This window comes from Micromonospora sp. NPDC005087 (assembly GCF_042872965.1).
In the GTDB taxonomy this organism is placed as follows: domain Bacteria; phylum Actinomycetota; class Actinomycetes; order Mycobacteriales; family Micromonosporaceae; genus Micromonospora.
The window spans coordinates 18,070-31,462 of record NZ_JBIALB010000026.1 but is presented as its reverse complement, the minus strand read 5'-3'; the positions used below and the strand labels follow the sequence as shown (position 1 = coordinate 31,462).

Sequence of the window (13,393 nt, the reverse complement as noted above, 5' to 3'; positions counted from 1 at the left end):
GGGCTGTCGTTGGCCGGGGGGCTGACAGGCTAGTTTGCTCGGATGAGTCTCCTCGATGACGTCGCGAGGCGTGACAGTTGGCGATGCTGGGTGTGCGACGAGCCGGTCGACGCCGACATGTCGGTGAACGACCCGCGTGGTCCCAGCGTCGACAGCCGCACCGCCGACAAGAAGGCCAAGGTCGCCGAACGACTTGCGCACCGTGCGTGCAACACCCGCAAGGGCGCTGTCAAGGTGATCATCGCCTGGCCGGACCGTCTGCACGTGGTGGAGCCTGCGCCATTGATCACCGTCGCCGAGCGACTCGAACGCAAGGGCGGCCGCGAGCTGGTCGCCCGCTGTCCGAGCAAGAAGGACGCCCAGGAGGCGGCGGACTGGCTGGTCGACCGGTTCTCCCGGCTGGTGCCCGGACTGCCGGTGACCGCGAGCGTCGACGCAGGCGGCGGACAGTTCCTCGTTGCCCTGGCCACCGGCCGCCGCTGACCGGTGGCCTTGGTCGGCGGGCCCCCGCCGACCCAGGGCAGCCCGGGCTCGAGCCACTACCAGCGCTGCTGCACCACTGACGGTCCCGACGGTCATCGATCAGGGACTTCACGGGGCGTGACCTGGCCCGGCTGGCGTCACTCGGGATGGCCCAGCCGCAGGTCGCGGCCGTCGTCGTCCCGGCCGTTGATGGTCACGGTGTCGGACCCGGGCGGGTACTTGGTTACCGGTCCCGGGTCGGCTTGCCAGTGGCCGAGCGGGGCAACGTCGTGACGATGACGATGTCACGGGGCAGTTCGGCGCGGGTGAGCCGGTGCCGTAGCCACTCGCGGAGGCTGGCCTCGGTCAACGTGCGATCTGTATGCACCTCGACCGTGGCCAGCAGGCGCTGGCCGAACCCCTCGTCGGGTACCGGCCGCAGCACGGCGTCTGCTACGTCGGGGTGGCTGGTGATCACGGCGGCGACGGGGGCGGGGTACACGTTCTGTCCACCGGAGACGATCATGTCGTCGATCCGGCCGTCCAGCAGGAGCCGGCCCACCAGGTCGAGGTGGCCGAGGTCACCAGTGGCGAGCCAGACTCTGCCCGGCTGCCATCCGCTGACCTGTACCTCACCGACGTGGCCGGGTGGGAGGGGCGCGCCAGCGCCGTCGACGACCCGCAGTCGTACGCCTCGCGGTGACCGGCCGACGGTGCCGGGCGCGGCTCGCAGGTCGGTAGGCGTGGCCATCGCGGCCCAGCCTGCCTCGGTCGTCGCGTACATGTTGAAGACGCGGTCGCCGAAGAGTCCGCGCAGCCGCTCGCCGAGTTCGGCCGGTAGAGGGGCGGCGCCGCTGATCACCGCCCGCAGGTGGCGGAGCGGGGGGCGATCGGTCACGGGTAGGTCGCACATGCGCCGCAGTTGGATGGGCAGTGCGACGAGCAACCGGGCGCGGTGCTCCTCAACCGCGTCGAGGATGTCCTGCGGGTCGCGGCCGCTGACCAGCACCACCGGGCTGCCGAGGGTCAGGCCGGCCGAGAGGTACGTCAGCCCGTAGCCGTGGTGGATCGGTGCGGCGACGGCGATCGGTTCCCCAGGGCGGACCGGGGTGAGCCGCAGGTGGGTGATGGCCGGGCCGAGGAGCATGCGCACCGGCAGGGGTCGGGACACGCTGCGAGGGGTGCCGGTGGTGCCGGACGTGAGCACCGACATCCGGCCCTTGCCGCGCCCTCGGGGCGGATACGTCGCCGGGTCGCCAGCCAACAGCACGGATATCGGCACGGCGGGCACCGGGCACGCCGGCGCGCCCGACTCGTGTACCAATGCGACCAGGCGTTCCCGGGTCACCAGGTCGGTTAGCCGGTCGGCGGGCAGGTCCGGGGGCAGCAGCAGCACGTCAGCGCCGGCGCGGGCTAGGCCGGCCGCTGCCGCGACGAAGCCGCGGTGGTCGCGGCAGGCGAGGCCCACCCGGTCACCGGGCTGTACGCCGAGGGTCGCCTGGGCCGCCGCCGCGCACCTGCCGGCGGCCGCGTCGAGTTCCGCGTACGTGGCCGGTCCGTCCTCATCGATCACGGCGACCGCCGTCGGCGACCCGGCGGCGACCGCCGTGGCGAGGGTACGCCCGTGGCGGCGGCCAGCCCGCGCCAACCGCACCAGCCGGCCCGGCCGCAGAAGGCCCGCGCCGACCATGACCCGTACCGGTTCGGTCGCCGCCACCACCTGTAGCCCCGCGGCGAGCGCCCGCTCCACCGCGCGGGGCAGCGTGGCCGCCGCCGCCGCCGAGCCGAGCCCACCATGGCCACCAGATCCGCGGGCGCGCGACGGCGCGGCACACGATGCCCGCCGCCTCGTCGGCCGACATCGCCGGCGCACGCCGGTAGTGCGCGGTAGGTGCAAGCATCCGGGTACGCACCAGGTTGCAGTACACGGTGCTGACGGTGACGTCGTCATGCCGCAGCTCCGCGGCGGCAGTGCGCAGCCACGTGTCGAACGCCGCCTTCGAGGCGTGGTACGCCGACCAGTGCGGGGCGTTGATGGCGAGTCCGGCCGTCGAGACGTTCACGACGTGCCCACCGCCGGTGGTCCGCATGCCGGACAGCAGCACCAGCAGCAGTTGCGCCGGCCCCAGGTAATTCAGGTTGATCGTGCGTTCGAGGTCGTGGAACCGGTCGGCGGTGTCGGCCACCGCACGGCGGATCGACCGCCCGGCATTGTTGACCACCACATCGATCCGGCGGTACCGCGTCAGCAACTCCTCCGCCAGCGCGGCGGCCTCCGCGGGTACTGAGAGGTCAGCGGGGTGAACGTACGCCACGCCGCCGCCCGCGACGATCTCGTCCCGAACCTGCTCCAGCCGCGAGGCCGTGCGTGCCACAAGAAGTACAACGGCGCCCGCCGCGGCCAGCCGGCGGGCAGTCACCGCGCCGATCCCCTCAGACGCGCCGGTCACGAGGACAGTACGACCGGCGACCGCCGCGCGCAGCCGGTCAGGACTCACGCCACGTCCGGTGACACCCGCAGCAATCCGCACCCAATGCATGAGCCCGCCCATCGCATGATTGTGGCTTCAGCTCGGAACCTGTCAAGATCAATGAGATCTGAAACCGCTATCGGTCCACCGACCTCATCAACGACGCCGCTGACCCGATCTTGTCTTCGTGGCCGAGCCGGTGCGCGATGGCTTTGGCCTGGGCGTGAGGATCAGTACCGTTTTCCGGGAAGGTGAACACTGGACATCCCGGCGGATGCGGCCCTGCCACGCTCAGGCCCTCGCTGGGCCCCACGCCTTGATCCCGCGCCTTAGCGTGGCAGGGTGGCAGCACCCCGCATGGCACCGCCGTCGGAGATGAGCCGCCGGCTGACGTTCCTGTTCGCGTTGGCGGCGGGAGCGGCCATCGGCAACCTGTACTGGGCGCAGCCGCTGCTCAGCTTCATCGCAGGCGATCTACGCGCCGCGACCGCGACGGCCGGCTGGCTCGTCACCGCGACGCAGGTCGGGTACGCCGTCGGCGTGCTGCTGCTCGTGCCTCTCGGCGACGTCCTGGACCGCCGCCGGTTCGTCCCGGTGATGCTGCTGACCTCGGCCGCCGCACTGCTGCTGTGCGCGCTGGCGCCGTCGATCGGCGTACTCCTCCTCGCACTGGGCGTGCTCGGCGTGACGACGATCTCCGGGCAGGTCCTCACGCCGCTCGCCGGGGACCTGGCCGGCGACGCCCACCGCGGTCGGATCGTCGGCGTCGTCGGGTCCGGGACCCTCACCGGTATCTTGGCCTCCCGCACGATCAGCGGGTTCGTCGCCGGCGCCGCCGGGTGGCGTGCGATCTTCGCCCTCGCCGCGGTCGTCGCCGTCCTGCTCGCGGTCCTGCTCTATCGCGCGATTCCACCGCTGGCACCGCGGACGCGCATGCCGTACCCGCAGCTCATCGCCTCGGTCGGCGCGGTGGTCATGCGCGAGCGGGCGGCCCGGTGGACGCTGGTCCTGGCCGCCACCGGGTTCGCCGCGTTCTCGCTGTTCTGGACGGCGCTGACGTTCCTGCTCAGCGGCCCACCGTTCCGGTACCCGATAGCGGTGATCGGGTTGTTCGGGTTGGCTGGCCTCGCCGGTGTCCTTTCCGGCCTGCACGGCGGTCGTCTGCACGACCGCGGTTGGTCGCTTCCGGCCACCGGCGCGGCCTGGGTACTGGCCATCGGCGCCTTCGTCGTCGCGGCGTTCGCCGGCCGGTCCGTCGTACTTATCATCATCGCGATCATCATGATCGATGTTGCGCTCCAGGCGCAGGCCCTCCTCAACCGGGCGCGGCTGTTCGCCCTCTCCCCCGAGGCCCGCAGCCGGCTCAACACGGCGCTAGCCGCCGGCAACTTCATCGGCGCTGCTATCGGCTCCGCCGCCGCGACCACGCTCTGGTCCGCGGGCGGCTGGACAGCGGTCACGATCACGGGAACGGCGCTCTGCTGCTTCGCGCTCACCGTGTGGGCGCTGGGACGTCGTGGTCCACTCGTGCTCCGCTTCGCCGTGATGGACGGCGCTGTAACGGACCGCGGTGAAACCTCCCCTCAACCGCGCGACATTCGCACGTAGTGCTCGTAGTGCTCCGGAGTCGAACCCGCCATGACGCCCTCGTGCGCAGTCCACGCGTCCGCTTCTCGGCACGACCGGATGCCGGCACGATCCACTGGCCGTGACACTCGGTAGCGCGCGGTCGGCGGCAGGAGAGTGCGTGTTGGGGCGGTGATCCAGTGCGGCAGATTAGGGAACGATCACTACGCCGCCTCGCACGCCGCCTTGGGCCAGCCGGTTGTGGGCCGCTGCCGCGTCGGCGAAAGAGTAAACACCGGCGACCCGTAGCGGGATGTCACCGCCTTCTACCAATTTCACCAGTTCGCCTAGCCGGGCGCTGTCCGGCAGCACGTCCAGTGCGAACGTCCGGATTCCCCTCACCGGCTCCGGGCGCAGCGGGGGTGAGGCGGCCACGTAACCGCCGCCGTCCCTGACGAGTTCCATCAGTGACGAGCCGATCAGCGCCAGGTCGACAACCGCGTCGAACCTGTCCGCCGCTGCCGCGATCGGATCGTCCGAGCGCGGCACGAACGCCGCACCCTGCGACTCGACGAACTCGCGGTCCTCAGCCCCCGCTATTCCTGTGGCGTGCAGGCCGGCGACTCGGGCCAGCGCCAGGGTGAACCCGCCGACCTGTCCCGCGGCGCCGGTGACGAGCACGGACGAGCCCGTCGGGAGCGCGAGCAGGTCGAGGGCCTGGGCGGCGGCGAGGCCGTTGGTCGGCAGGGTCGCGGCCTCGCTGGCAGGAACCCCGACGGGCGCGGCGGTCAGCCATGCGGCATCGAGGACCACATACTCCGCGTGGGCACCGAGGGTGGTGCGCAGCCAGGGTGAGACGCCGATGACATCGTTATCCACAGTGAAATCTCCGACGGAACGACCCACCGCGTCGACCGTGCCTGCCACGTCCCAACCGGGTACGTACGGCAGCCCGGCCGGCAGTGGTGCCGGGAATCGACCGGCGCGAATCATGAGGTCAACCGGGTGCACGGCGGACGCGGCGACCCGTACTCGCACCTGCCCCGGCCCCGGCTCCGGCACCGGCATGTCCGCCACCACGTGCAGAACCTCCGGCCCTCCGAACTGTGCATAGCTGACTGCGCGCATCGCCGTACCCTCCGCTGAACGTCATGGTCGTCATTACGGTAGGTATCCTTGGGCACCGTGAGGAAGTAGGTACCTGGAAGTGCCTAGGGCACCGGAAGGGGTGGCACATGGCGACGACGACCGCCGGGCAACGACGAGAGCAGGCCAAACGCGACTATGACGCGTTCCTGGCGGGCTGCCCGACTCGGGAACTGTTGAGCACGCTCACCGACAAATGGGCGGCGCTGGTGGTCGCGGCGCTCGCCAGTGGCCCGCAGCGGCACAGCGAGCTCGCCCGCCGCATCGCCGGCGTCAGCCAGAAGATGCTCACCCAGACCCTGCGCACACTGGAACGCGATGGTCTGCTCACCCGCACCGTGACCGCGTCGGTGCCGGCCCGCGTCGACTACGCGCTCACACCGCTCGGCCACGACCTGTTCCCGGTGATGGTCGCGATCAAGACCTGGGCAGAGACACACATGGATCGCGTCTTTCAGGCGCGCGCCCAGTTCGACGCGCGATCATGAAGTCCAGCGGGCGCTGACCTCCGACCCGGTTCCCGTCCCTGCTGGCCCAGATGCGGCACGTCTTCGGGCACGACGCCCTGACGGTGGTCTGGGCCCTTCCGCGTCCCGGGTTGGCACCTGTACGGCTTCGCCGTGATCCACGCCCGTATAGCGCGTTGATCAACGGGAACCCCGCGGTGGCGCCGCCCTGCGAGCATCGGTGCCATGCGCAAGATTGCCCTGACGTTGGCCGCGGTCCTGCTGGCGTCGGGGTGCGCCGGCACGAGCACCTCGGCATCACCCTCGGGACCCTCCGCGACCGCCGCCAGCGGGTCGCCCGAAGCCGTCGTTACCAACGCGCCGGCACCGGCCTGGCGCCTGGCCACGCTGCCGGAGCTGGCCGGGCCGACCAGCGTGCTGTGGGACGTCGTGTCGGTGGACGCCACGCACGCGTGGGCCGTCGGCAGCGAGGCCTACTCGCCCGAACAGCCGAACGACACCGGCACCCCGTTGGTCCTCCAGTGGGACGGGACGCGTTGGGCACGCGCGGCGCTGCCGGCGATCGCGTGGCGCGGTCGGTTCGACCTCGTCGCGGCCGACTCGCCCTCGAACGTCTGGGCGGTCGGCAGCACGGCCGCCGCCGTCCCGGAGGACCAGGTGACGCACGTCCTGCACTACGACGGGACCGCCTGGCGCGAGGTGCCGTTCGCGCGGGGCAACAGCAAGAGCTACGCGCTGATCACCGGACTCACCGTCGTGGGTGGACACGCCTGGGTGGTGGGCAATCATCAGAGCGAGGTGATCATCGAGCAGTGGGACGGCCGGTCCTGGCAGTCGCACCAGTCGCCCGCCGAATGCCGCACCGGCGGCACGTCCTTCGGTGGCATGCCGAACTTCTGCACCTTCACCGCGATCAAGGCCTTTGGCTCGGATGACGTCTGGGCCGCCGGCAACGGCGCGTGGAAGGGGTTCAAGGGCCCGCTGCTCTTCCACTGGAGCGGCTCAGGCTGGCGTACGGTCCAGGTGGGCATCAACGAACAGGAGTCCTCGTTCGAAGCGCTCGCGGGTCGCTCGTCCGGCGAGCTGTGGGCGGTCGGCGACGGTGGGTTGGCCGTGCGCGGCAGCGGTGGATCCTTCGAGATGCTCCGGGACGCGCCGGGTGGCGCGTTGCCCGACGTGGCGACCGACCCGGCCGGACTGCCGTGGTTGATCGAGAACTCCCGAGCGCCGAGCGCGGCGCTCGCCGCGTACAGCACGGGCGCGTGGGTCGGCATGCCCGCGCCGCAGCCGCTGGACGCGGTCGGCATGAGCCTGCACGGGATCGCCGGGACCCCGGGCAGCCCGCTGATGTTCGCGGTGGGAGCGGTCGATCTCCCCACCACCCCGCGCTACCTGAGGGCGGTCGTGCTCGAGTACGTGCCAGGCCTGTCGACCGAATCGCGACCCTGACCGGTCCGATGCGACGGTTCTGGCCGGTTTTGCGGGCTAACGTCATACGGCGTGTCGCGGCTGACAGCCACCCACTCGGGAAGATCGCGCTTTCCGTGCTCGTGCGGCTGCGGGCGATGCTGGGGGTGGAGAGCTCGCCGAGGCGCTCTACACCCACGCGACGGGACTGAGAAATTCTCTGGCTCGACGCCGAGCGGCACGTGGATCTCCACGATGTGGAGCCATCTCATCGGGCCTCGTCCAAATGCACTCATCTCGGCTACTTGTTTCATTGACCTATGACCCCGGCCCGGCCAGGCTTCGGTCGAGGCGCCCGGGCTGTCGCTCTCATTTCGGCTGCCCACGCTGGTTGTGTGGCTCTCATTTGGCCTGCGCAGGCCCGGGCGTCGCCCCAAGGGCGGGGAGAGGCTCAAGAGGGGTTTGCTCTGCTCGAAGTAGCGTTGCCCTCCCGGCTCGATGAACCAGGTGGATCGAGCATGGGAGGACCTGTTGAGTGTCACGTCGGATCGCGTGGTCATCGGCATGGACCCGCACAAGCGTTCAGCCACGATCGAGGTCATGGCCGGCGACGAGACCGTCATCGGCGCGGGCCGCTTCGACACCGGCCGGGACGACTACGCGGCGATGAAGAATTACGCCAAGCAGTGGCCGCACCGGGTCTGGGCGATCGAGGGCTGCCAGGGCATCGGCCGGCACATCGCCAACCGGCTGCTGGCCGATGGCGAACAGGTCGTGGATGTCCCACCGAAGTTGTCGGCCCGGGCGCGGGTGTTCGCCACCGGCCAGGGCCGCAAGACCGATGCCACCGACGCCCACTCCATCGCGCTGGTCGGCACCCGGATGGCCGGGCTACACCCGCCGGTCAACGACGAACAGCTTGCCCTGCCGCGGATCCTGGTCGACCGGCGCCGCTCCCTCGGCGAGGACCACACCCGAATGGTCTCTCAACTGCACCAACTGCTGCTGGAGCTGATCCCTGGTGGAGCGAAGAAGAGTCTGTCCGCCGCCCAGGCCAAGGCACTGCTGGCCACGGTGAGACCCCGTGACGCGGTCGGCAAGGCCCGACGCCGGGTCGCCGCCGAGCTGATCAGTGACCTCGAACGGATCTACCAACGTTCCAAGGACGCCGACAAAGAACTAAAGGAGCTGGTCGCCTCCACCGGAACCACGCTGATGGACCTGCATGGCATCGGGCCCTCCGGCGCCGCCCGGCTGCTGGTCGAGGTCGGCGACATCGCTCGCTTCCCCAACCGGGCCCACTTCGCTTCCTGGAACGGCACCGCCCCCATCGACGCCTCCTCCGGCGACCAGGTCCGACACCGACTTTCCCGCGCCGGCAACCGACAGATCAACCGGGTGCTGCACATCATGGCCACCGTCCAGCTGCGCAATCCCACCGAAGGACGCGCCTACTTCGACCGGAAAAAGGCATCCGGCAAGACATCGATGGAAGCCATGCGCGCGCTGAAACGACGCCTGTCCGACATCGTCTACCGACGCATGCTCAACGACGCCGCAACCGCGGCAGCGGGCCCGGGAGGACACCGGGAAACGACTACAGACTCCAGCGTGACCAGCTCGCATCCCCATGCCGGTTCTTCGGAGAAGTCACTTCCCGGACCCGCCGAGACCCAGCTTAGAACCCCGCTCGCGGCGGTGTCTTGACACAGAGGGGAGCCAGATCCGGAAGTTGAGCGGTTAGCCGCGCACAGGGCATCTGACACGCAGGGTCACCGACCGCGCTGACCGTCAGATCCCGCGGACGTCGGATAGCTGCTCTCTGAAGGAAGGCCTACCTGCTGTCCAGTTTCACTCCGAGCACTCTCCTGGCTCTGTTGTTGGGCCGCACGCCGATCCCTTACTGGTCTCGGCACAAGGCCGTCTCGTGCGAACGCCCGGGACGGCCTCTTGGCGTTCCGGTCCGCGCCAACCTTCCTGGTTCGCGGTCCCGGGGGGGGTGTCCCTATGGTTTTGTCAAGCGGCGACGGTTGCGGTGGGCAGCGGGCGTTGTTGGTAGGGGACCTTGTCGCGGAGCATGGCGAACAGGACGTCGACGCGGCGTCGGGCGAGGCAGATCAGGGCAGCGTTGTGGCGTTTGCCCTCGGCGCGTTTCCGGTCGTAGTAGGCGCGGCTGACCGGGTCGGCCAGGGCCGCGAACGCGGCGAGGAAGAGGCGCGTTTCAGCTGCTTGTTGCCGCCCCGGGGTGGGTGTTCACCGCGGATGCTGCTGCCGGAGCGGCGGGTGACAGGTGCCAGGCCGGCGTAGGCGGCCAGATGGCCTGGGCTGGCGAACGCGGTGCCGTCGCCGACTTCGAGCAGGATCCGGGCTGCGGTCCTGACGCCGATGCCGGGCATCGAGGTCAGGACCTCGGTAAGAGGGTGCGCATCAAGCATCCTGTCCACCTCGGCGGCGACCTGGTCGCGCTGTTTGAGCACGTCGCGCAGGCTGTCAGCCAACCGGGGCAGGACCGTTTCCGCAGCGGTCGTGCCCGCGACGACTACGGTCTGCTCGTCCAACGCGGTCATGACCTGCTCGATGAGGCGTTCGCCCATGCGGGGCGCGTTCTTGCTGGCGATGGCGGTGAGTTTGCGGCGGCCGGCCTTGCGCAGCCCGGCCGGTCCGCCGCAGCGCGACAGCAGCTCCAGGACGGCTTTGTGCTGCACCTTCGGCCCCAGCACCCGTTCCAGAGCAGGGTGGATCTGCGTGAGCAGCCCGCGGATGCGGTTGGCGATCCGGGTGGACTCGCCGGCCAGGTCGTCGTCGAAGCCGACCAGGACCTCGAGTTCGGCCAGGGTCTCGTCGCCGACGTCGACTCGGCGCAGCGTGTGCGGCAAGGTGCGGGCGGCGTCGGCGATCACGTAGGCGTCGCGGGCGTCGGTCTTGGCGCTGCCGGGGTGCAGGTCGGCGATCCGTCGCATCGCGAGTCCGGGCAGGTAGGCCACTTGATGACCACACGCTCGGGCTACCGCGACGGGCAGCGCGCCGATCGTCGCGGGCTGGTCGACCACGACCAGGACGCGGCCATGGCGGCCGAGCTTGTCGAACACCTGCCGCAGTTTCGCCTCGGTGTTGACCAGCGCCCCGTCGTGCAGCCGTTTGCCGTCCCGAGTCAAGGCGACGGCGTGGTGGCCGTCCTTGCCGACATCGAGACCGAGAAACACCTGGTAGTCGCCGTGCACCGCATCGCCTCCCCGCGACGTCACCCGTCAACCCGGTCGATCAGGCGTCGACTGCCGGCAGCCACGTTACGAAGAGACCTACCCCAACAAAGCGGGTGGCCGTGTCCCTATCAGCGGTCCATCGGCGCCACCCGGCCCGGCGACAACACCCCCCGGATCATCCGAACGACAGGGGCAGTAAGTCATACCGAGCCGGGCGACCGAGCAGTCCCCGGCTGGGGACGATCAAAAAGGTAACGGGGGGGACTACGTGAGTCGCTGACCGGTCTTGTCAGGTCGTGACAGGCGCCAGGCGAGTTCGATCGGCCTGACAGCCGAGATCTGGGCAGTGCATGTCATCCACGGCATGCCCGCCCGGTGGGGACCTCCCATCCGGCGAGGCCACTGGTCCGGCACGGCTGGCGCGGCGTACTGACACCGCAACCCATCCCATAGCGCAAGGGAGGAGCGCCCCCACCGGCCCAGTCGAAGCTCCGCCCTGGTCCCCACCGCGGCGGCCCGCCGATCTCCTGTGGAGCGTCGCAATGCACACGACTCTGTCAGTCCTGTCCGACCTCGCTGCCGCCGCGCCGCAGCCACTCGCGGCTCCAAAATCCATCAACGAGGTCATCTCCTCGATCACCACGTGGATCATGGGCATCATCGCGCTGGTCGCGACAATGTTCCTGGTCATCGGCGGCCTCCGCTACATGGCCGCCGGCGGTGACCCGGCCCAGGTCGAGCAGGCGAAGGGCAACCTCAAGTCCGCCTTGATCGGCTACGCGCTGACGGTCCTCTCCCCCGTGATCCTGCAGGTCCTGCAGGGCATCATCGGCGGCTGAGGACATCTGTCATGGTCAACTGGATGATGAATGGCCTGGTGGAATGGCTCGCCGAGCGGCTGCAAGAGCTCCTCGGCGGGCTGCTGGCCTATCTGACGTCGTCGATGTTCCTGTCGCCGGACGTCACCGTGTTGCCGCAGGTGCAGACCATCGCCGCGAAGAGCGCGCTGGTCGTCAACGCCTGCTACATCCTCGCGCTGGTAACCGCCGGTATCGTGACGATGACCAGCAGTTCGGTCGAGATGCGATACGGCGTCAAGGAACTCGTGCCACGCCTAGTCGTCGGGTTCATCCTGTCGAACTTTGCGGTCCCACTCTGCGCCGTGCTCATCGATGTCGCCAACGCGTTGACTGTGGCCATGGTCGGCACTACGGCTCCGACCACGCAAGCTGTCACGCTGGCCCGCACCCACGTGGCCGCCGCCCTCATCGATCCGGCCAACGCCCTCATCGCACTGATCATCGGGCTGTTGATCGTCGGACTGATGTTCACCCTCGTCACCGGTTGGGTCGTACGCGTTGCGGTACTGGTCATCCTGGCCGGGCTCGCCCCGCTCGCGCTGGCCTGCTATTGCCTGCCCTGGACGCAACCCACCGCCGAACTGTGGTGGCGCAGCCTGCTGGGCTGCCTCGGCACGGCCGTGCTGCAGGCCATCGCGTTCTCCACCGGCATCCACCTGCTCACCGACCCGGATGCGAGCGTTCCGGTCCTGATCGGTCTGCCGGGCTCGGACGTGTTGAATCTGCTGCTGGTCGCCGTGGTTCTGTGGATGACGGTCAAGATCCCCGGACTGATGGGTCGCTACGCGACGGGCAAGGGGTCGCCGAACAGCGGCGGGGTTTTGCTGCGGGCAGTGGTCATCCAGGGCATCACCCGTCGTCTACCGCTCGGCAGGCTCGGACGTGCGGCCTTGCGAGGTGGGCGATGACGATCGAGGACACCGTGCCGCGCGCCGTTGTCCCGGCCAATGTCAACGAGCCCGACCGCATCGCGTTCGGGCTGACGTTCCGGCAGCTGGGCATCGTCGGCGGTGCCGGCCTGGTCGGGTTCGGTGTCTACCGCACGTTCGGGCATCTGCTGCCGCAGGTGGCGTGGATCGTCGCTGGGGCAGTCGTGTTCGCCGTGGCGGTCGTGGTGGCGCTCGGCCGCCGGGACGGCCTGCCGCTGGACGTGTGGCTGCGACACGGGTTCGCGCTCAGCCGCAGGCCGCGCACCCTCACACCGGGTAGGGCTCGGGTCAGCTCGGTCGCGGACGTGGCCGGCAAGCCGAGCCTTCCGACGCCGCTGCACTCTCCGGTCACGGCGGTCAGCCCGACCGGAGTCCTAACCAGTGAGGGCAGCGGCAAGGTCCTGATCGCCTGCGGCACGACAAACATCCACCTGCGCACCGGCGGTGAGCAGGGGGCCCTGTTGGAGGGGTTTGGCCGGTTCCTCAACAGCCTGACCGGGCCGGCGCAGATCGTCGTGGCCGCGCAGCGGCACGACCTGAGCGTCTACGCGCAGGCAACTGCCGACCACGCGCCACGCCTGGCGCACCCGGCGTTGCAAGCCGCCGCCGACGACTACGCCTCGTTCCTGCTCGACCTCGACAGCCAGCGCGATCCGCTGCGCCGCCAGGTCCTCGCCGTCGTCACCGGCGAGTACGCGGCCGACACGGCTGTGCGCGCCCTGTGCGGGCTCGGTGTCGAAGCCGCCGCTCTGGACGGGCCGGCTGTCGCCTCCGCGCTGGCCGGCGCGGTCGATCCGTTCTCCCCACCGGTGCCTGGCCCGCGTGCGGTACCCGGCGCCCCGATCACCCTGCGGAGCACATCGTGAACCTGTTGAAAAAGCG

At 70.0% G+C, this 13,393-nt stretch carries 11 protein-coding genes and 1 pseudogene; 8 read left to right on the top strand and 4 right to left on the bottom strand.

Annotation, left to right across the window (positions count from 1 at the left end):
- Positions 1 to 42: 42 nt before the first annotated feature.
- The gene (locus ACFYPS_RS33095) at positions 43 to 483 is read left to right on the top strand and encodes a hypothetical protein (protein ID WP_354968260.1); all 441 of its coding nucleotides are present in this window, start codon (positions 43 to 45) and stop codon (positions 481 to 483) included.
- A 223-nt stretch (positions 484 to 706) separates the two neighbouring features.
- Here the strand turns inward: ACFYPS_RS33095 and ACFYPS_RS33090 are convergent, their stop codons facing one another.
- Positions 707 to 2,035, bottom strand: coding sequence for an AMP-binding protein (locus ACFYPS_RS33090; RefSeq protein ID WP_387329932.1), 1,329 nt, complete (start codon positions 2,033 to 2,035; stop codon positions 707 to 709).
- Positions 2,025 to 2,960 (bottom strand): SDR family NAD(P)-dependent oxidoreductase, encoded by a 936-nt coding sequence (locus ACFYPS_RS33085; RefSeq protein WP_387329929.1) that lies wholly within the window; start codon positions 2,958 to 2,960, stop codon positions 2,025 to 2,027. Before ACFYPS_RS33085 ends, ACFYPS_RS33090 begins: the two co-directional genes overlap by 11 nt.
- A gap of 315 nt (positions 2,961 to 3,275) precedes the next feature.
- Here ACFYPS_RS33085 and ACFYPS_RS33080 point away from each other — a divergent pair, with 315 nt between their 5' ends.
- Positions 3,276 to 4,541: an MFS transporter gene (locus ACFYPS_RS33080; protein WP_387329926.1), complete on the top strand. Its 1,266-nt coding sequence runs from the start codon at positions 3,276 to 3,278 to the stop codon at positions 4,539 to 4,541.
- A gap of 168 nt (positions 4,542 to 4,709) precedes the next feature.
- Here the strand turns inward: ACFYPS_RS33080 and ACFYPS_RS33075 are convergent, their stop codons facing one another.
- Positions 4,710 to 5,627: an NADP-dependent oxidoreductase gene (locus ACFYPS_RS33075; protein WP_387329923.1), complete on the bottom strand. Its 918-nt coding sequence runs from the start codon at positions 5,625 to 5,627 to the stop codon at positions 4,710 to 4,712.
- Positions 5,628 to 5,734: 107 nt separating this feature from the next.
- On the opposite strand from ACFYPS_RS33075, the gene ACFYPS_RS33070 reads away from it, so the two are divergent.
- From ACFYPS_RS33070 to ACFYPS_RS33060, 3 genes are all read left to right on the top strand, one after another.
- Positions 5,735 to 6,133 carry a winged helix-turn-helix transcriptional regulator gene (locus ACFYPS_RS33070; RefSeq protein ID WP_387329920.1) on the top strand — a complete coding sequence of 133 codons (399 nt, stop codon included), beginning with the start codon at positions 5,735 to 5,737 and terminating at the stop codon, positions 6,131 to 6,133.
- Positions 6,134 to 6,337: 204 nt separating this feature from the next.
- Positions 6,338 to 7,561 (top strand): hypothetical protein, encoded by a 1,224-nt coding sequence (locus ACFYPS_RS33065; protein WP_387329917.1) that lies wholly within the window; start codon positions 6,338 to 6,340, stop codon positions 7,559 to 7,561.
- Positions 7,562 to 8,119: 558 nt separating this feature from the next.
- Positions 8,120 to 9,226 (top strand): IS110 family transposase, encoded by a 1,107-nt coding sequence (locus ACFYPS_RS33060; RefSeq protein ID WP_387329914.1) that lies wholly within the window; start codon positions 8,120 to 8,122, stop codon positions 9,224 to 9,226.
- Positions 9,227 to 9,535: 309 nt separating this feature from the next.
- Here the strand turns inward: ACFYPS_RS33060 and ACFYPS_RS33055 are convergent.
- Positions 9,536 to 10,740: pseudogene (locus ACFYPS_RS33055) on the bottom strand (IS110 family transposase).
- A gap of 524 nt (positions 10,741 to 11,264) precedes the next feature.
- Here ACFYPS_RS33055 and ACFYPS_RS33050 point away from each other — a divergent pair.
- Genes ACFYPS_RS33050 through ACFYPS_RS33040 form a run of 3 tightly spaced genes read left to right on the top strand, consistent with a single transcriptional unit; the run spans position 11,265 to position 13,377 of the window.
- Entirely contained in the window at positions 11,265 to 11,561 is a 297-nt protein-coding gene (locus ACFYPS_RS33050; RefSeq protein ID WP_354968254.1) for a pilin, read from the top strand.
- Positions 11,562 to 11,572: 11 nt separating this feature from the next.
- A complete protein-coding gene (locus ACFYPS_RS33045) occupies positions 11,573 to 12,490 on the top strand; it encodes a hypothetical protein (RefSeq protein ID WP_387329911.1) in 918 nt (305 codons plus the stop codon).
- Positions 12,487 to 13,377 (top strand): PrgI family protein, encoded by an 891-nt coding sequence (locus ACFYPS_RS33040; protein ID WP_387329908.1) that lies wholly within the window; start codon positions 12,487 to 12,489, stop codon positions 13,375 to 13,377. The genes ACFYPS_RS33045 and ACFYPS_RS33040 overlap by 4 nt, the downstream gene beginning before the upstream one ends.
- The last annotated feature ends 16 nt before the right edge of the window (positions 13,378 to 13,393 follow it).